The following is a 17,640-nucleotide window of genomic DNA, read 5'->3' on the forward strand; positions in this document are numbered from 1 at the left end:
GGAAAAGGAAGTAAATGATGGCAAAAGTGGGCGTTGTACAAATGAATTCAGGCGCGGATCCTGAAGCCAATTTGCGGCAGCTGAAGAAAAAGCTTAAAGGGTTGCAGCTACAAGGGGCAAAGTTGGTCGTCACCCCGGAGAACTGTCTGGTCTTTGGGTCTCGTGAGGACTATCAACGCCATGCCGAGCTTCTGGGCGAGGGGCCCTTACAGGAAGCCCTGTCGGCGCTGACCCGGCAGCTCGGGATCTGGTTGCTGATAGGCTCAATGCCGATCCGGCAAACTGACGGGGCCATCACCACCACCGCGTTGCTGTTTGATGACGAGGGGCAGTGTCAGGCATCTTACGATAAGTTGCACATGTTTGATGTCGAGGTTGCAGATCAACATCATAGCTACCGCGAGTCTGATACGTTCCAGCCGGGACGAGAAATCAAAGTCGTGCCGACGCCTTTTGGAAATATTGGATTATCAATCTGTTATGATATTCGCTTTCCGCAGCTATATACCGCTTTGAGAGAGCAGGGGGCCGATATCATTGTGGTCCCTGCCGCGTTTACCAAGGTGACCGGCAAGGCGCATTGGGATGTACTATTACGTGCTCGAGCTGTGGAGACGCAGTGCTGGATTGTCGCAGCAGCCCAGTGGGGCGAGCACAATGAAGGCCGGGAAACCTGGGGTCATTCGATGATTATTGATCCGTGGGGGCAGGTAGTCGCCTGTCAACAACAGGGAACCGGTGTATTGACAGCCGATCTGGATTTAAATTTAAGCCAGACCATCAGAACAAATATGCCAGTGCTGAAGCATGCTCGTCTGGGCGTGCATCAGCGGTAGGTATCTTAGAAGAGCAAAGTAAATGACTCTGGAAACAGTAGAAAATACCATGCTGACTCAGTCAGGCCTGGGACGTGATGAATTAAGCCAAACGCTGGGGCTGATTGCAGCCCGGGACGTGGACTATGCTGACATTTACTTTCAGTCCTGTTGGCATGAATCGCTTGTGCTGGAAGACAGCATTATCAAAGATGGCTCATTCAACATTGACCGTGGTGTAGGGGTTCGAGCCGTTGCTGGCGAGAAGACCGGCTTTGCCTATTCTGATCAGATCAACCAGCTGGCACTGAACCAGAGTGCCAAAGCTGCCCGGGGCATTGTCCGCGCGGGCGGGAATGGCAAAACTCAGGCCTTTAGCCCTGTTACCGCCTCCGGAATATATGCGCCGGTTAATCCGTTGGGTAGTTTTGACAAGCACCAGAAGATTGCCTTGCTTGAAGAGATTGACCGATATATTCGAACCAAAGAGCCTTTGGTCAAGGAAGTGTCCGTCAGTATCAATGGCGTCTACGAGCAGGTCTTGGTCGCTGCCTTGGACGGTACCTATGCGGCGGATATTCGTCCGCTGGTTCGTTTATCCATTAGCATCCTGATTGAGAAGGGTGACAAGCGTGAGCACGGCAGTGCCGGGGGCGGTGGCCGCTATGGTTATGAATACTTCCTCAGTGAAGAAAATGGTAAATCCATTGCACTGAATTATGCCGATGAGGCGATTCGCCAGGCGCTGGTCAACATCGATGCTGACGCCGCACCTGCAGGCACCATGCCGGTAGTACTTGGTGCAGGCTGGCCTGGCGTACTGCTGCATGAAGCGGTGGGCCATGGTCTGGAAGGTGACTTTAACCGTAAGGGCTCGTCCATGTTTGCCGGCCATATGGGCGAGCAGGTGACCTCGCCGCTGTGTACCATCGTCGATGACGGTACGCTGGTGGATCGCCGGGGTTCGATTAACATCGATGATGAAGGCACACCGGGCCAGTATAATGTACTGGTAGAAAACGGCAAGCTCAAAGGCTATATGCAGGACAAGCTCAATGCGCGCCTGATGGGCGTTGCACCGACGGGGAACGGTCGCCGCGAGTCCTATGCCCATCTGCCGATGCCTCGTATGACCAATACCTATATGCTGCCGGGTCAGCATACGCCGGAAGAGATCATTGCCAGCGTCAAGCAGGGGATCTATGCCCCTAACTTTGGCGGCGGCCAGGTAGATATTACCTCGGGCAAGTTTGTCTTCTCGGCCTCGGAAGCCTACCTGATAGAAAACGGTAAGGTGACACGCCCAATTAAGGGAGCGACCCTGATTGGCAGCGGTATTGAAGCCATGCAGCAGGTCTCTATGGTCGGTAATGATCTGGATATCGACCGCGGTGTCGGCGTTTGCGGCAAAGCGGGCCAGAGTGTGCCGGTCGGTGTCGGTCAGCCGACGCTGAAGGTAGACTCCATGACTGTCGGTGGTACGCAGTAGCGCTACAGCGGGAAAGGGAAATATAAAAATGCCAGCACGGAAGTGCTGGCATTTTTTATGGTACCGGTTTGAACAGTTTCTAGTCTTCCAGGTACAGCGCTTTGAGGTACTGGAAGATTTCACGGTATGCCTTGGCCGGCTTGTTTTGCGCTTTTTCTTTGTTCGCCTGACGAACAAGCTGGCGCAGATGCTGGCGATCGGCGTCAGGATGGTCAACCATGATGGCATTGATCATGCTGTCACCGTTCTCGATCAGCTTGTCGCGTTTTTGCTCCAGCTTTTTCAGGGCAACCGTTGCCTGCGAGTGCTTGTTGCGCAGCATGTCCAATGCAGCCTGGATAGGCTCGACATCGACCTGACGCATCAGCTTGCCAATTCGCTGTAACTGACGGCGGCGGGCTTCGTTCTTGAAGCGCTGCGCATCTTTGACAGCTTCCAGAAGATCTTCGTCCAGCGGAATTTTCGCCAGCGCATTGGGTTTAAGCTCGACAAGCTCCTCCCCGACTTTTTGCAGGGCTTCCATGTCGCGTTTCATCTCGGACTTGCTGACCCAGATGATTTCTTCTTCCTCTTCCCACGGGGCTTTTTGGTTTTTACGGCTCATAATAGGCTCACTAAAGAAGGTAATGGCTCTATTTTATCAGTTTAAACATGATTTGGGGCGCAAATTCCTTACAGGCGGTGTTATCCTATATGTAATACTAAATAGGGCACTTATCAGCGTTTGCTGTTGTGCTGCTGATTATTTTCATGATCTTCATTTCATTAAGCCACGTTAGCGTGCTTAAAGTAACGCCATGAAATGGTTGTCATTCTCTGAGTAAGTAAAGATATGGACGTAAGAGAACAGGTTGCGCAGCAGCGTGTAGAACTTGAAGCGGCGGTTGCCAAAGCGTTGGAGCTGGCAGGCAAGCAGGCTGATGCTGCCGAGGTTGCTATTAACAAAACGACGGGTATCAGTGTGTCGACACGCATGTGTGACGTCGAAAATGTGGAGTTTAATAGTGACGGGGCATTGGGGATCACTGTTTATCGCGGTCAGCGTAAGGGCAGTGCCTCAACCTCGGATCTCAGCGAGAGTGCGATAGCCCAAACTGTCGCAGCAGCGCTAGATATCGCTCGTTACACGTCTGAAGACCCCTTTGCGGGACCGGGCCCGAAAGAGCTGATGGCCAAGGATATTCCCGATCTTGACCTGTTCCATCCTGACGAGCCGGAGCCCGATCATGCTGCGGCGATAGCTATTCAGGCCGAGCAGGCGGCGCTTGATTATGATCCCCGTATCAAACAGAGTGACGGTGCAAGCTATGACAGCCATTACGGTGTTCGTGTCTATGGCAATAGCCACGGTATGCTGGCCAGCTATGCCTCAAGCCGTCACAGCACCAGCTGCTGTGTGATTGCCGAGGGCAAGAATGGCGAGATGGAGCGAGATTACAGTTATACCACGGCCCGTCGAGCCTCCGACTTGTGGCTGCCTGAGCGGGTTGGTCAACATGCCGCAGAACGTACGGTAGGACGGATCGATCCGCAGAAGTTGTCGACGCGCGAGGCGCCGGTGATGTTTGCGGCCGATATCGCTACCGGGCTATTTGGCCATCTGGTAATGGCGATCAGCGGTTCGAACCTGTATCGCAAGTCTTCTTTCCTGCTGGATAAGCTGGGTGAGCAGATCTTCCCTGAATGGATGAACATCAGCGAGCGGCCACATATCCTGAGAGGAATGGCAAGTACGCCTTTCGACAGCGAAGGTCTGGCGACACATGATCGCGAAATCATTCAGGACGGGATCTTACAGACCTACCTGATGACCAGTTACGCCGCGCGTAAACTGGGCCGACAACCAACCGGGCACGCCGGAGGTATCCATAACTGGCAGGTTAAGTCCACGGGTGAAGACTATAGCCAGATGCTGAAGAAAATGGATCGCGGCTTGCTGGTGACAGAACTGATGGGTCAGGGCGTTAATATAGTCACTGGTGACTATTCGCGCGGTGCGGCTGGTTTCTGGGTAGAAAACGGTGAGATTCAGTTCCCGGTCAGTGAAGTGACTATTGCCGGTAACCTGAAGGATATGATGCAGAATATCGTCGCCATTGGTACCGATACCGAAACCCGAAGCCAGATCCAGACCGGCTCGATGTTGCTGGATACGATGAAAATCGCAGGCGAATAGTCGCTTTTGTTGAAGGTTTGAGTTCCCTCCCCTTGTTAAGGGGAGGGTTGTAGGGGTTGGTAGTAATCAACCCCCTCCCAGCCTCCCCCTTAAATAAGGGGGGGAGGAGCGGTTTTATCTCGTCACTCGCGACTTAACACCTTTAGACAAGGAATACTGTCGCCAGCCCCAAAAAGACCGACAGGCCGATAATATCGGTGATAGTGGTCAGAGCCATCCCGCCAGCCAGTGCCGGGTCGATATTGAGTTTTTTCAGCAAAATAGGTACACACACTCCGGCAATGCCCGCAACCAGCAGGTTGGTCATCATCGCGCCTGCAATGATGAGCCCGAGTATCAGGTTGCCTTTCCACAACACCACCACACCGCCAATGATGGCAGCCCAGAGCACACCGTTAATCAGGCCGACACGGGCTTCCTTGCTGAGCAGCCAGCGGGTGTTGGTTTCACCGATATGGCCGACGGCCAGGCCCCGGATCACCAGGGCGACGGTCTGGTTACCGGCGACACCACCCATTGACGGGACGATTGTCATCAGGATCGCGATGGCTGCCATTTTATCCAGCGTGTCTTCGAACATATTGGACACGGAAGCCGCGGCCAGTGCTGCCAGTACGTTGACGCCCAGCCAGATACTACGGCGTCGGGCGGATTTCATAACGGGAGCAAAGGTGTCTTCGTCATCTTCCATACCCGCCATACTCATCATGGTATGTTCGGCATCTTCACGGATGATATCGACGACGTCATCAATGGTGATACGACCGACGAGGTGGTTGTCTGTATCGATGACCGGGGCCGACAGCCAGTTACGACGTTCAAAGAGATTGGCCACTTCGCTGTCATCCATCTCGACTGAGATGGCCTCGTCGGCATCATCCATGACTTCCTGAATTTCGATATCCGACTGGGTCGTGATCAGCGTTGATAGCGACAGGCTACCGATGAGTTGTTCATTTTGATCAACAACATACAGGGCATCGGTGGCTTCAGGGAGTTCTCCCTTCATACGCAGGTAACGCAAGACGACATCGGCGGTAACATCGCCGCGGATGGTGATAAAGTCGGTGCTCATCATACCGCCGGCCGTTTCTTCCGGGTAGGCCAGCGCCTTTTCTACCCGGTGACGGTCGGTGGCATCCATTTGCGCCAGTACTTCCTGATACTTGTCATCAGGCAGGCTACGCAGGACATAGGCAACGTCATCGGTTTCCATCCCCTCGGTGACGGCCGCCAGTTTTTCTGGTTCCATCTGTGCGACGATGCCGTCTTTTACATCTTCCGACAGTTCATCGAGGATTTCACCCTGCTCTTCGGGATCGGTCAGCTGCCATAAGACCTGGCGTTCTTTGGGCGGAGAGGCTTCCAGCAGGTGAGCGATATCCTCCGGCTCCATATCCTGGAGCATTCGGCGGACATGGACAAACATGCCGTTTTCAAGCGCTTGATTAACTTCTTGCAGCGTCTGATGCGTCTGATCTTGTTCTAATACATCCGCCATTGGTCGTGGTACCCCAAATTACTCTGATGCCGGCCGCCATACCCTGAACTGGTGATTGAGGTGAACAGAGAATGCCAAGAAGGCATTGCTGACTGTTTAGCTTGGTCTGCTTAGTTTGGTCTGACGGCGCAATAAGCTGAATTTTAACGTAATAGTGTAGTGGTTGTCTCACCAGATCTGAGAGGAAATAAAGATTTAATCTGCAAGAGGAATTGCAGGGATTGGCAGGAAAAGAATGATTATGGTTTAGTTCGGATTAAATGCACTCACAATCATTCTTGTTCACAGCCCAATTGGCGAAGTTAACTTCACCGGGGCAACTAGTTTTCTTCGTCAAAGCCAGCTTCTATCAGCTCGGACACCGCCGATAATGCGGCTTCGGCATCACTGCCGTCGGCGCTGACGCAGATCTGCTGGCCCTGGGCCGATTCGAGCATCAACAGTCCCATTACGCTATCGGCTGTCGCACTTTTTTCGTCATTGCTGATAGTGACAGTGGACTCGAAGCTTTGTGCCAGCTCAACCAGTTTGATAGCGGCCCGGGCATGCAGGCCCAGACGGTTTTTGATAAATAACTGCCGGCTCAGGATGGTCATGACTTTGCTTCCAGCGTGCGGTGGCGAACCTGGATCTGGTGGCCTTCATAGCGAAAATGCTCAGCCAACTGCTGGGCGATATAGACAGAACGGTGCTGACCGCCGGTACAACCAATGGCAACCGTCAGGTAGCTACGGTTGTTCTTTTCCAGCATCGGTAGCCAGGTCTCGATAAAGTTACGGATCTGGTAAGTCAGCTGAGTCACTTCCGGGTGCCCGGAGAGATACTCTTTTACGCCCTGATCCAGGCCGGTCAAAGGCTTGAGCTCGGGAACCCAGTGGGGATTGGGCAAAAAGCGCACATCAAAGACGTAGTCGGCATCCGTCGGTATACCGTGCTTGAAGCCGAACGACTCAAATACCATGATCAGCTCACGCGCATCGCGGCCCAGGACACGGGAGCGAACGGTTTCGCTGAGATCGTGAATGGACTGGTTGGTGGTATCTATGACCAGGTCGGCATGTGCCTTGAGCTCTGCCAGACGCTCACTCTCCGATTGAATGGCCTGCTCCAGGCTCATGTTGTCCCGGGACAACGGGTGCAGGCGGCGGGTTTCGCTGTAGCGCTTAACCAGCTCTTTATCATCGGCATCCAGGTAGATCACATTGACGTCCAGCTCGTCACCGAGAGAATCCAGTGTTTTACGGATCTCTTCAGGCTCGTCGGGCATATTGCGAACATCGATGCTCACTGCGATATCCTGCTGGTCGCTATTTACCGTGCTGACAAGCTGGGGCAGCAGGTTGACCGGTAGGTTATCAACGCAGTAATAGCCCAGATCTTCCAATACCCGCAGGGCTATTGATTTTCCTGAGCCGGAACGTCCGCTTACGACCATTAACTTCATGGCTGGCATACCTTAAATAACGGGAGTGAAGTGGTGATCATTATGAATCACAGGTGAGGATTTGATAAAGCTCTTCATCGCTTTTTGCGGTGCGTAGCTGTTTACAGACTTGTTTGTTACTTAGCTTTTCAGCCATGCTAGACAGGGTTTTCAGGTGCTCTTTGCATTGGGCATCCGGAACGAGAAGGGCAAAGAGCAAATCGACCGGCTGGTTGTCTATGGCATCGAACTGGATGGGATCCTGACACTGGATCAGGACGGCAATGGCCTGATCACTGTTGTTGATCCGTCCATGGGGAATCGCGATACCGTTGCCGATGCCCGTACTCCCCATCTTTTCGCGGTTGAGCATACACTCAAACAGCGGCTGGGGATTCTGGTCTAGATGCTCGGCGGCGATTTCGCTGATGATTTCCAGAGCGCGTTTTTTGCTGGAGCAGTGAACTGCACTCTTGGTGCAGTCCAGGCTCAATACAGTACTCAGTTGCATGATCAGTGGCTATTGAGTTTATCTTTGTGTTTATTTAATTGACGGACCAGTTTATCAGTTAATGCGTCAATAGCGGCATACATATTTTCTGAATCCGCTTTCGCGTGGATTTCCCCTGCGTTAATGTGCAAGGTCGCTTCTGCGACCTGCTGCAATTTTTCAACATTCAGAATCACATGGACATTATTAATCTTATCAAAAAAGCGTTCCAGCTTATCGAATTTGGTATTTACGTAATCACGTAAAGACGGGGTAATTTCGACATGGTGCCCTGTGAGATTAATTTGCATAGACATCTTCCTTCTGTTGGCGTCTGACTAGAGCAGACGTTTTCGCTGATTAGACGGCGGAATACCTAGCGATTCACGGTATTTGGCGATAGTTCGCCGTGCTACCATGATGCCTTGTTCCGCCAGCAATGTCGCAATTTTACTGTCACTTAGTGGCTTCGCCTGATTTTCAGCGGCAACCAGTTTCTTCACCAGTGCCCGAATAGCGGTCGAAGAGCACTCTCCGCCATTATCCGTACTAACGTGACTTGAGAAGAAATACTTCAATTCAAAGATCCCGCGTGGGGTGTGCATATATTTTTGCGTCGTCACACGGGAGATCGTCGATTCATGCATGTCCACTGCCAGTGCAATATCATTGAGCACCATCGGCTTCATGGCTTCCTCGCCATATTCAAAGAAGTCCTGCTGGTGTTCAACAATGCAGCGGGCGACTTTCAGCAGCGTTTCGTTGCGGCTTTCAAGACTTTTGATTAGCCATTTGGCATCCTGCAGATGCGTTCGGATGAACTGGCTGTCAGCACTGTTGCGGGTGTTTTTGCTTAAGGCCGCATATTGTTGGTTAACACGGATACGCGGGACGCTATCGGGGTTGATGGTCACGATCCATTTGCCGTGATCCTTGAAGACGGAAACGTCCGGCACCACATATTCGGTTTCGGAGGCAACAACCCGGTTGCCCGGACGAGGGTCCAGATCATGGATCAGCTGCATGACCGCTTTAAGCTCGGCTTCTTTGAGCTTGGTCTCGCGCATCAGCTGGCGATAGTCTCGGTTTGCCAGCAAATCGATATGCTGGTTGAGAAGGATTTTGGCTTCATTCAACCAGGGAGTGTCTTCCGGGAAGGTGGCGAGCTGCAGCAACAAGCACTCCTGCAGGTTGCGCGAGGCAACCCCGAGCGGGTCAAACTGCTGTACCCGTTTTAGGACGGCTTCGACCTCGTCAAGCTCAACCTCTTCATTGCCCAGACTTTCGAGGATCTCGTCGGCGGAGCAGGTGAGATAGCCCTTGTCATCAACCGCATCAATAATTGCCGTGGCGATAGTCAAGTCGGTCTCGGTGAAAGGTGTCAGCTGTACCTGCCACATAAGGTAGTCTTGCAGGCTCTCGGTCGTTTCACCCTGGTAGACGGGCATATCATCATCGATGGCGATGCCGGTACTGCCGGTGCCGGCACTGTAGACATCATCCCAGGTGGTATCGACAGGAAGATCTTCCGGCATTTCGCGCTGCTCAATAACTTCCGAGGTATCAAAAGGCTCCGGATCGCTGCCTGATTCCCCTTCCTGAGCTGAGATTTCACCGCTGTCCTGTCCGTCCGCCTTGTTTTCCTCGGTGGTCGGCGTGGCTTCATTGCTATTCTCATCCAGCTCCAACAGCGGGTTTGCGTCCAGCGCTTCCTGGATCTCCTGCTGGAGATCCAAGGTGGATAATTGCAACAGGCGAATGGCTTGTTGCAACTGTGGCGTCATTGCCAGTTGTTGACCTAGTTTGAGCTGGAGCGAGGTTTTCATATATGCGTATGTACCTTGTTGTTATCTTTTGTTGTGGTGCCAACGACGGCTTTAACATCAGCAGTCATCAAGCCTTTACCCATTGGCCCCTGGTACGTCCTTATAAATAACTATAGACGGAACTGGTCGCCCAGATAGACTCGTTTTACGTGCTCATCGTTAAGAACATCACTCGGCGAACCGTGGGCGATAAGCTGCCCCTGGCTCACGATGTAAGCATGTTCACAGACATCAAGTGTCTCTCTGACATTATGATCGGTGATCAGTACACCTAGCCCGCGATCACGTAAATGTTCGATGATCTTTTTGATATCGATCACAGATATCGGATCGACCCCGGCAAAAGGTTCATCAAGCAAAATGAACTTAGGGTTGGCGGCCAGAGCCCGGGCGATTTCAACCCGACGACGCTCACCTCCTGATAATGCCATGCCTAGGCTATTACGAATGTGCTGGATGTGGAATTCATCCAACAATTCTTCTAATTTATCTTGGCGCTCGCTCTTGCTGAGCTCCTTGCGCGTCTGCAGGACCGCCATCAGGTTATCGTGAACCGTCAGCTTACGGAAAATGGAGGCTTCCTGCGGCAGGTAGCCAATCCCCATTCTTGAGCGGTTGTGCATTGGTTGCAGGCTGATATCTTTCCCGTCAATGGTAATGGTGCCCTCGTCCCGTGCAACCAGACCGACAATCATATAAAAAGACGTAGTTTTACCTGCACCGTTGGGGCCCAGCAAGCCGACTATCTTGCCTGAATGCACTTCCAGGCTGACGTCTGAAACGACTTTACGGCCGTTATAGCTTTTAGCTAAATGTTCTGCTTTTAACGTTGCCATAATTGTCGCTTATTTCTTATTACTGTTCAGCTGGTTAGGCTGCAAAATGGTGGTAACGCGCTTCTTCTTGCCACTTTCTGCAACGAGCTTCTGCTCGTCAATCTTGTAGCTGATGACCTTGCCCTGAATTTCGCTGCCTTCCTGGATCAAGATAGCCTCGTCAGTCATCTTGAGGAATTCGGTCGCCGTTTCATAGCGCATTTTACGGGCGGCACCGTCAATCGGTTTGCCGTCATCCATCACCTGGTGGAAAGTCGCAGGGTTGCCATAGGCATCGATGGTCTCTTTGCCTTCGGTGCCTGCCGGACGTGTTACCACGACCTTGTCGGCTCGGATATCAATACTGCCCTGACGTAACACCACATTGCCGGTGAAGGTAACGATATTTTTCTGAATATCGAGCTGTTGGTTGTCAGAATTAATATAAATCGGCTGCTCTGTATCGTTACTTAATGCCCAGCTTGATGCACTGATACAAAGGCAGAGCAGGGTACTAATTTTGTAAAGCTTCATATCTACCTTTTACATTTTTTAATAAGGTCGCCACACTGCGCTCAATGTTTCCCTTCATCCCCGTGCCTTGGTTCTGGAATGCCGTACCGGTAATGAGTACTGGGTCGGGAGTGTCGAAATCTTTGCTGATCAGGTCAAGCCGCAGGCTTTCCGTCTGGATCGTTTTGACGGCAGATTCTGGCAACAGGTTAAAAATACGGACATTGCCCGTCATTTGCAGTACCTGGTTCTTGTCCAGCCTGGCGGTGTTTGAGCTGATACGCCATTCGGTTTCGGTACCATCGCGATACACCCACAGCACGGGTTCGACAAAGTCGGTATCGCCACTTTTGCTAAAATGTTCCAAATACTCAGAATCTATCTGATAGCTGCGCAGACCAGACTCGTTAAACGAGGTGTTGACGACGGTATTGCCGGTGAACAGCGGCTTTTCTGCGTCGGGCTCCACCTGAACATCATCCCGCCATTGCTTTTCCAGCAGGTAGTAGCCAGTCCATGCACATAAGAGCAATAGCAATGCATAGAATAGCCTTTTCAAGGTCATATACTTAAGCCTTTATGTTTATCTAATTCGCCTTTTGCTTCAAGGATCAAGTCACAGACCTCGCGCACGGCGCCAAATCCGCCCTGGATCCGGGTGACAAAGTCAGCACGGCGAGCGAGCAGCGGATGTCCGTCTGCCACGCACACAGACAATCCGACTTTTTCCATGACCGGCCAGTCTATCAGATCATCGCCGATATAGGCGGTATGGGCCGGGTCGATACCCAGGTTTTTCTCGATATCGGCATAGGCGGCCAGCTTGTTGTCCTGCCCTTGGTATACATGCTTGATACCCAGTGCCGACATACGGTTTTCGACAATGGCTGACTTGCGGCCGGTAATAATGGCAATTTCGACCCCGGCGGCCATTAGCGACTTGATACCGTATCCGTCACGGGTATGGAACGTTTTCAATTCTTCGCCGTCATTGCCCATGTAAATCCGGCCATCGGAAAAAACACCGTCAACATCGCAGATCAGTAACTGGATAGTTTTTGCCTGCTGATAGACGGTTTGACAGACCGGACCATAAATAGTTTCGATTTGCATCACATGACTCCGGCTTTTAGCAGATCGTGCATATTAAAGGCGCCAACAAGGCGCTCGTCTTCAGTGACCAGCAGACCGCTGATTTTACGGTCTTCCATGAGCTTCAACCCTTCCGCGGCCAGGACTTGGGGCGAGATTGTTGCCGGCTTGCGGGTCATGACCTCGCCGATGGTGGTATTGTGGATGTCGACTCGGTTATCCAGCAGGCGACGCAAATCACCATCGGTAAATACGCCACTGAGCTTGTGCTTGCTGTCGATAATCGCCGTCATTCCCAGCCCCTTGCGGGAGACTTCCAGCAAGGCGTCTTTAATCGTAGCCTGCTCGGTGACAATCGGCAGCATCTCACCGGTGTGCATCACATCGGCAATTCGCAGCAGCAATTTACGGCCCAGTGCACCGCCTGGATGGGATAGCGCGAAGTCATCGGCGGTAAAACCACGGGCTTTCATCAGGGCAATTGCCAGGGCATCCCCCATGGCCAATGTCGCGGTTGTACTGGACGTCGGTGCCAGGTTCAGCGGGCAGGCTTCCTGTTCAACGGTGATTTGCAGGTGGGTTTGCGCCAGCTTGGCCATGCTGGATTCAGGTTTGCCCGTCATACTGATTAGCGGGATCCCCAAACGTTTGATAACTGGCAGCAGGGTCAGGATCTCTGATGCTTCGCCCGAGTTGGAAATCGCGAGCACGACATCGCCTTTTTTGATCATCCCCAAATCACCGTGACTGGCCTCACCCGGGTGAACAAAAAATGACGGGGTTCCGGTGCTGGCCAGCGTGGCGGCAATTTTGTTGCCGATGTGGCCAGACTTGCCCATTCCCATCACAATGACCTTCCCGGTACAGCTGGCAATGAGATGGCAAGCCTCACTGAAGCTGCCGTTGATATACTGGGCCAGGTTCTGTAAGGCTTTGGTTTCGATGTCGATAACTTTGCGGCCAAAATCGCAATAATCAAACGTATCAGGCATAGCTCGGGTCTCCGTTAAGCCGCTAGATTATAAAACAGATAAACTTGATAGGCGACAAAGCAGCAAACCAGCACAGCGCCTTCCACTCGGTTGATTCTGCGACGTTTTCCTAATGCCATCAACACCAGAAGTACCGATACGCCAAGCATGACGTAAAAATCGCGCCCCATCGCCAGCGGGCTGAGCACCGAAGGGTTGAGAAGGCCCGGGATCCCCATGACGGCAAGAATATTGAATACGTTGGAGCCGATGATATTGCCGACGGCCATATCGTCCTCGCCTTTATAGATGCTGGCGATAGAAGCGGCAAGTTCCGGCAGGCTGGTGCCGATAGCAATGATGGTCAGACCGATGACCAGATCGCTCATGCCGAAGTACTTGGCAATCGTGACGGCAGAGTCGACCAGCATGCTCGCCGCGTAAGGGAGCAGGACCAGGCCGATCAGAACCCAAACCAAGGCGGCTTTGTTGCTGACGCCTTCAGGGATTTCCGACTCTTGCTCATCGGCAAGCGGATCGCCGGCGTCCTTGGCGTTTCGGCTTATTTTTAGCATTACCAGCAGAAAGATGACGAACAGCACCACGAGCAGTACACCTTCGATGAAGCCGAGGTGGCTGTCCCAGAGCAACGCGCCAGCGAGAAGAGTGACTACCATCATCAGGGGAAGCTCGCGGCGGATGATACCGGAGCTGATCGCCAGTGGTTTAATCAGGGCTGTCAGGCCAAGGATAAGCGCGATATTGGCAATGTTAGAGCCCAGGACATTACCCACGGCGGTGTCGGTTTTGCCCTCAAGCGCCGCTGTTGCCGAAACCATCATTTCAGGTGCCGAAGAGCCCATGGCAAGAATGGTCATTCCTATGACTAATGGTGCTACACCGAGATTTTTTGCCAACGCAGCGGCGCCAAAAACGAGTCGGTCTGCACTCCATACCAGTAGAGTCAAACCGATACAGAGCAACACAATGGCTTCGAGCATTCTTATCCCTTTTTCGTCAATCTTTATTTTATATAGAGGTTAGGGGGGCAATTTTGACGGTTCGCTGACTAAAAAGAAAGGAAAAGCCGCGACAAATTGAGCCGAGCAAGAAGTTCTTGTCGTACCTTGTCCCATTCTTTACCCAAAATAGCCGGGTAACTGAATGTCGCGATTTGTCTTATATTGTTGCCAGCAATAGCAAAAAACAATATGTTGGGCGCCACATTATGAACTTAGGGCGAGACAATGAAATTGCACAGATCTTACAGTTCTCGTCTTGAGTTGGTTGCGTAATGTACCTATGATCGATGCCTGGCGTATAAATCATTAATTATATTAACCATATCGCCCCAAAATTAGAGGGCGCGGAATGCGAACTAAAGGCCGGATAGGCTGACAGGATGGCTATGGAACCGACTGAAGCACTTGTTTCAATCAAAAATATGACGTTTTCGCGTGGTGAGCGCAAAATTTTTGATGATGTGTCTCTGGATGTGCCCAAGGGAAAAGTAACGGCCATTATGGGGCCGTCCGGAATAGGAAAAACCACCTTGCTGCGGCTCATCGGCGGACAAATCCAGCCAGATAGCGGCGAGGTATGGTTTGAGAACTGGAATATACCGGCGCTGAGCCGTAGCGAGCTGTATCAGGCACGTAATAAGATGAGCATGCTCTTTCAGTCCGGGGCACTGTTCACGGATATGACTGTTTTTGACAATGTTGCCTTTCCGCTAAGGGAGCATACCGATCTGCCGGAAGATTTATTGCGTACATTGGTATTGCTAAAGCTCGAGTCTGTTGGCCTGCGGGGCGCGGCGCAATTGATGCCGAATGAGCTGTCGGGCGGGATGGCCCGCCGGGCGGCACTGGCCCGGGCGATAGCTCTGGATCCTGACTTGATCATGTACGATGAGCCTTTTGTCGGCCAGGACCCGATCACTATGGGAGTGCTGGTGACTCTGATCCGCAGTATGAACCAGGCGCTGGGGATCACCTCGGTGATTGTGTCCCATGATGTTCCGGAAGTCATGAGCATTGCCGATCATGTCTATCTGCTATCGGGAGGCAAAGTTATCGGCCAGGGCACCCCTGACGAGCTGCGGGCAAACCCTGATCCGCAGATCCGACAATTTCTGGATGGCGATGCAGACGGGCCGGTGCCATTCAAATACCCGGCTCAGGCGCTGAGCGAAGACCTGTTTGGCATGGCGGAATAATTGCGTGATGTGCGTGGGCACGTCAGGAATAACATAACGAATAAGGTAATTATCAAGAATGATAGCGGATTTTGTTGCACGGCAGGGACGGCGGGGCATCGATAAATGTCAGGCTGTCGGGCGTGCGAGTTTGTTGCTGTACGGGGCCTTGGTCAGCAAGCCACAACCGAGGAAAATGCTGCCGCTGCTGATTAAGCAGCTGTATTCTGTCGGGGTACTGTCGGTTGCCATTATTTTGGTGTCCGGCCTGTTTATCGGCATGGTGCTGAGCCTCCAGGGTTATATTGTGCTGATTGACTTCGGTGCCGAAACGAGCCTGGGACAAATGGTCGCTCTGTCGCTGTTGCGCGAGCTGGGGCCTGTGGTAACGGCACTGTTGTTCGCCGGTCGGGCCGGTTCGGCACTGACGGCTGAAATTGGTTTGATGAAGGCAACCGAGCAGTTATCAAGCATGGAAATGATGGCGGTGGATCCGTTGCGCCGGGTGATTGCCCCTCGCTTCTGGGCCGGTGTGATTTCGATGCCGCTGCTGTCGCTGCTATTTTGTGCCGTGGGTATCTGGGGCGGGCAGCTGGTTGGTGTTGACTGGAAAGGTATCGACTATGGCAGCTTCTGGTCGGTGATGCAGTCGTCGGTCGAGCTGGGCTATGACATTGGCAACAGTATCATCAAGTCAGTCGTGTTTGCGATCACCGTGACCTGGATTGCGGTGTTCAATGGTTATGATGCGATACCGACATCGGAAGGGATCAGCCGGGCGACTACACGCACGGTAGTGAACTCGTCACTGGCGGTATTGGGATTGGATTTTGTGCTGACAGCATTGATGTTTGGCAATTAAGCAAGCGATCAGCGGAACGTTGGGAATAAACGGATGCAACAGATAAAAAAATTAGAATTGTGGGTTGGTAGCTTTGTACTGGCCGGATTTGCAGCCTTGTTGGTATTGGTATTCAAAGTAGCGGATGTGCAGAACATCGGTGGCAATGAGTCTTATACCCTGCAAGCGCATTTCCATAATATTGGCGGCCTGAAAGTGCGCTCGCCGATTAAAGTCGGTGGCGTGACCGTCGGCAAGATCACTGATATTTCGCTCGATACGGAAAGCTATGTTCCGGTCGTCACGCTGTCTATCGAGAAAAAGTATGGTTACTTTCCAGAAACCAGTTCGGCTGCCATCCTTACATCAGGGCTGCTGGGCGAGCAATATTTGGGTATCGAGCCTGGGTTTATTGACGAAGATATCGACATGCTCGGCGACGGTGACTTGATCGAGGACACCAAGTCGGCACTGGTTCTGGAAGACATGATTGGCCAGGTGCTGTACAGCATCGGCGGTGACAGTAAGTAATAGGGGATATGATGAAACTCTTTCGATATATATTGGTGATGCTGCTATCGCTTCCACTGGTTGCCCAGGCTGATACGGTAAATCGAACGGATCCTTACCTGATGATGCAGACGGTCTCCCAGAATACGTTTGATCGTCTGAAAGCGGAAAAGAATCAGATCCAGCGCAACCCGGAATTGCTGCGCAGCATTGTCCGGCAGGAACTGCTGCCGTATATCAACACCCGCTATGCGGCTTATAAAGTGCTGGGGCCACAGTTGAAAAAGACGACAGCAGAGCAACGAAACAACTTTGTCAGCGCGTTTACCAATTATCTGGTTGCGTCCTACGCCCAGGTGCTGACTCAGTATACCGATCAGGATATCAAGATAGAGTCACCGAAGTCGGTGCCGGCCAGTCGCAAAATCGTATCGGTTCGGGTCGACATTCTTGATACCAAGCGCCCGCCGATCCGCCTGGACTTCAAGCTGCGCAAGAACAAGAAGACCAACGAGTGGCAGGGCTACGATATGGTGGCCGAAGGCGTCAGCATGATCTCGACCAAACAGAGTGAATGGAGCGGTCAGCTACGCACCGAAGGGATTGATGCAGTAACAGCGAACTTGAAAGAACTTGCGGCGAAACCAATACGCCGTGAGGACAAAAACAATGAGTAAGCCTAAGATTGAGTGGCGAGCTCAGGAAAATGGGTATTATTGCTTGTCAGGGGCACTGGAACGTGACACAGTTCCTGCCTTTTGGCAGCAAAGACATGAATGGATGCCACAGGATGCCAGGGTAAAGCTCGATCTTGCTGCTTTATCGCGGGTAGACTCGGCGGGCATGGTGATGTTGCTTCATGTATATCAACAGCTCAGCAGTAATGGCAGTGAACTGACGTTATTGAACGTGCCGGAACAGCTGGTTACCTTGCTTCGCCTGAGCCATGTCGAATCAATGTTAGCTGCTTGTATTGACTAA

Annotated in this window: 21 protein-coding genes; 8 read left to right on the plus strand and 13 right to left on the minus strand. The window is 52.2% G+C overall.

The annotated features are described in order from the left end of the window. Positions 1–17: 17 nt before the first annotated feature. A complete protein-coding gene (locus tag L4D19_RS26670) occupies positions 18–836 on the plus strand; it encodes a carbon-nitrogen hydrolase family protein (RefSeq protein WP_428454944.1) in 819 nt (272 codons plus the stop codon). Between the two features lie 22 nt (positions 837–858). Then, complete coding sequence (tldD, locus tag L4D19_RS26675) at positions 859–2,304, plus strand: metalloprotease TldD (protein ID WP_428454928.1); 1,446 nt, start codon at positions 859–861, stop codon at positions 2,302–2,304. A gap of 79 nt (positions 2,305–2,383) precedes the next feature. Here tldD and yjgA read toward each other — a convergent pair whose 3' ends face one another. After that, positions 2,384–2,908 (minus strand): ribosome biogenesis factor YjgA, encoded by a 525-nt coding sequence (yjgA, locus tag L4D19_RS26680; protein WP_428454929.1) that lies wholly within the window; start codon positions 2,906–2,908, stop codon positions 2,384–2,386. A gap of 228 nt (positions 2,909–3,136) precedes the next feature. Between yjgA and pmbA the strand changes: the two genes are divergently transcribed. Beyond that, positions 3,137–4,480, plus strand: a complete 1,344-nt coding sequence (gene pmbA / locus L4D19_RS26685) for a metalloprotease PmbA (protein WP_075762401.1) — start codon at positions 3,137–3,139, stop codon at positions 4,478–4,480. A 142-nt stretch (positions 4,481–4,622) separates the two neighbouring features. Here pmbA and mgtE read toward each other — a convergent pair whose 3' ends face one another. The 12 genes from mgtE to L4D19_RS26745 all read right to left on the minus strand — a co-directional run bounded on the left by mgtE (position 4,623) and on the right by L4D19_RS26745 (position 14,112). After that, a complete protein-coding gene (mgtE, locus tag L4D19_RS26690; RefSeq protein WP_075762400.1) occupies positions 4,623–5,981 on the minus strand; it encodes a magnesium transporter in 1,359 nt (452 codons plus the stop codon). 320 nt (positions 5,982–6,301) lie between these two features. Beyond that, positions 6,302–6,577, minus strand: a complete 276-nt coding sequence (locus L4D19_RS26695; RefSeq protein ID WP_428454930.1) for an HPr family phosphocarrier protein — start codon at positions 6,575–6,577, stop codon at positions 6,302–6,304. Then, the gene (gene rapZ, locus L4D19_RS26700; RefSeq protein ID WP_160652291.1) at positions 6,574–7,425 is read right to left on the minus strand and encodes an RNase adapter RapZ; all 852 of its coding nucleotides are present in this window, start codon (positions 7,423–7,425) and stop codon (positions 6,574–6,576) included. Before rapZ ends, L4D19_RS26695 begins: the two co-directional genes overlap by 4 nt. 40 nt (positions 7,426–7,465) lie before the next feature. Then, entirely contained in the window at positions 7,466–7,915 is a 450-nt protein-coding gene (gene ptsN, locus L4D19_RS26705; RefSeq protein ID WP_075762397.1) for a PTS IIA-like nitrogen regulatory protein PtsN, read from the minus strand. Between the two features lie 2 nt (positions 7,916–7,917). Continuing rightward, entirely contained in the window at positions 7,918–8,205 is a 288-nt protein-coding gene (hpf, locus tag L4D19_RS26710; protein WP_075762396.1) for a ribosome hibernation promoting factor, read from the minus strand. Positions 8,206–8,232: 27 nt separating this feature from the next. Further along, on the minus strand, positions 8,233–9,720 hold the full coding sequence (locus L4D19_RS26715; RefSeq protein ID WP_160652288.1) for an RNA polymerase factor sigma-54: 1,488 nt from the start codon (positions 9,718–9,720) through the stop codon (positions 8,233–8,235). A 110-nt stretch (positions 9,721–9,830) separates the two neighbouring features. Beyond that, positions 9,831–10,556 carry an LPS export ABC transporter ATP-binding protein gene (gene lptB, locus L4D19_RS26720; protein ID WP_160652285.1) on the minus strand — a complete coding sequence of 242 codons (726 nt, stop codon included), beginning with the start codon at positions 10,554–10,556 and terminating at the stop codon, positions 9,831–9,833. 9 nt (positions 10,557–10,565) lie between these two features. Continuing rightward, on the minus strand, positions 10,566–11,069 hold the full coding sequence (gene lptA, locus L4D19_RS26725; RefSeq protein ID WP_075762393.1) for a lipopolysaccharide transport periplasmic protein LptA: 504 nt from the start codon (positions 11,067–11,069) through the stop codon (positions 10,566–10,568). After that, on the minus strand, positions 11,050–11,613 hold the full coding sequence (gene lptC, locus L4D19_RS26730) for an LPS export ABC transporter periplasmic protein LptC (RefSeq protein WP_428454931.1): 564 nt from the start codon (positions 11,611–11,613) through the stop codon (positions 11,050–11,052). The genes lptA and lptC overlap by 20 nt, the downstream gene beginning before the upstream one ends. Further along, positions 11,610–12,161, minus strand: a complete 552-nt coding sequence (gene kdsC, locus L4D19_RS26735) for a 3-deoxy-manno-octulosonate-8-phosphatase KdsC (protein WP_160652279.1) — start codon at positions 12,159–12,161, stop codon at positions 11,610–11,612. The genes lptC and kdsC overlap by 4 nt, the downstream gene beginning before the upstream one ends. Further along, positions 12,161–13,132, minus strand: coding sequence for a KpsF/GutQ family sugar-phosphate isomerase (locus tag L4D19_RS26740; protein ID WP_428454932.1), 972 nt, complete (start codon positions 13,130–13,132; stop codon positions 12,161–12,163). The genes kdsC and L4D19_RS26740 overlap by 1 nt, the downstream gene beginning before the upstream one ends. 14 nt (positions 13,133–13,146) lie before the next feature. After that, positions 13,147–14,112 carry a calcium/sodium antiporter gene (locus tag L4D19_RS26745; RefSeq protein WP_160652274.1) on the minus strand — a complete coding sequence of 322 codons (966 nt, stop codon included), beginning with the start codon at positions 14,110–14,112 and terminating at the stop codon, positions 13,147–13,149. A 407-nt stretch (positions 14,113–14,519) separates the two neighbouring features. On the opposite strand from L4D19_RS26745, the gene mlaF reads away from it, so the two are divergent. The 5 genes from mlaF to L4D19_RS26770 are packed head-to-tail and all read left to right on the plus strand — an operon-like array spanning position 14,520 to position 17,640. Then, a complete protein-coding gene (mlaF, locus tag L4D19_RS26750) occupies positions 14,520–15,329 on the plus strand; it encodes a phospholipid ABC transporter ATP-binding protein MlaF (protein WP_428454933.1) in 810 nt (269 codons plus the stop codon). A 58-nt stretch (positions 15,330–15,387) separates the two neighbouring features. Beyond that, positions 15,388–16,170 carry a lipid asymmetry maintenance ABC transporter permease subunit MlaE gene (gene mlaE / locus L4D19_RS26755; protein WP_428454934.1) on the plus strand — a complete coding sequence of 261 codons (783 nt, stop codon included), beginning with the start codon at positions 15,388–15,390 and terminating at the stop codon, positions 16,168–16,170. Positions 16,171–16,203: 33 nt separating this feature from the next. Then, positions 16,204–16,680, plus strand: coding sequence for an outer membrane lipid asymmetry maintenance protein MlaD (gene mlaD, locus L4D19_RS26760; protein WP_160652268.1), 477 nt, complete (start codon positions 16,204–16,206; stop codon positions 16,678–16,680). 11 nt (positions 16,681–16,691) lie between these two features. Further along, on the plus strand, positions 16,692–17,336 hold the full coding sequence (mlaC, locus tag L4D19_RS26765; protein ID WP_428454945.1) for a phospholipid-binding protein MlaC: 645 nt from the start codon (positions 16,692–16,694) through the stop codon (positions 17,334–17,336). After that, entirely contained in the window at positions 17,329–17,640 is a 312-nt protein-coding gene (locus L4D19_RS26770) for an STAS domain-containing protein (RefSeq protein WP_160652260.1), read from the plus strand. Before mlaC ends, L4D19_RS26770 begins: the two co-directional genes overlap by 8 nt.

This window comes from Photobacterium kasasachensis (assembly GCF_050336885.1).
Lineage (GTDB): Bacteria > Pseudomonadota > Gammaproteobacteria > Enterobacterales > Vibrionaceae > Photobacterium > Photobacterium kasasachensis.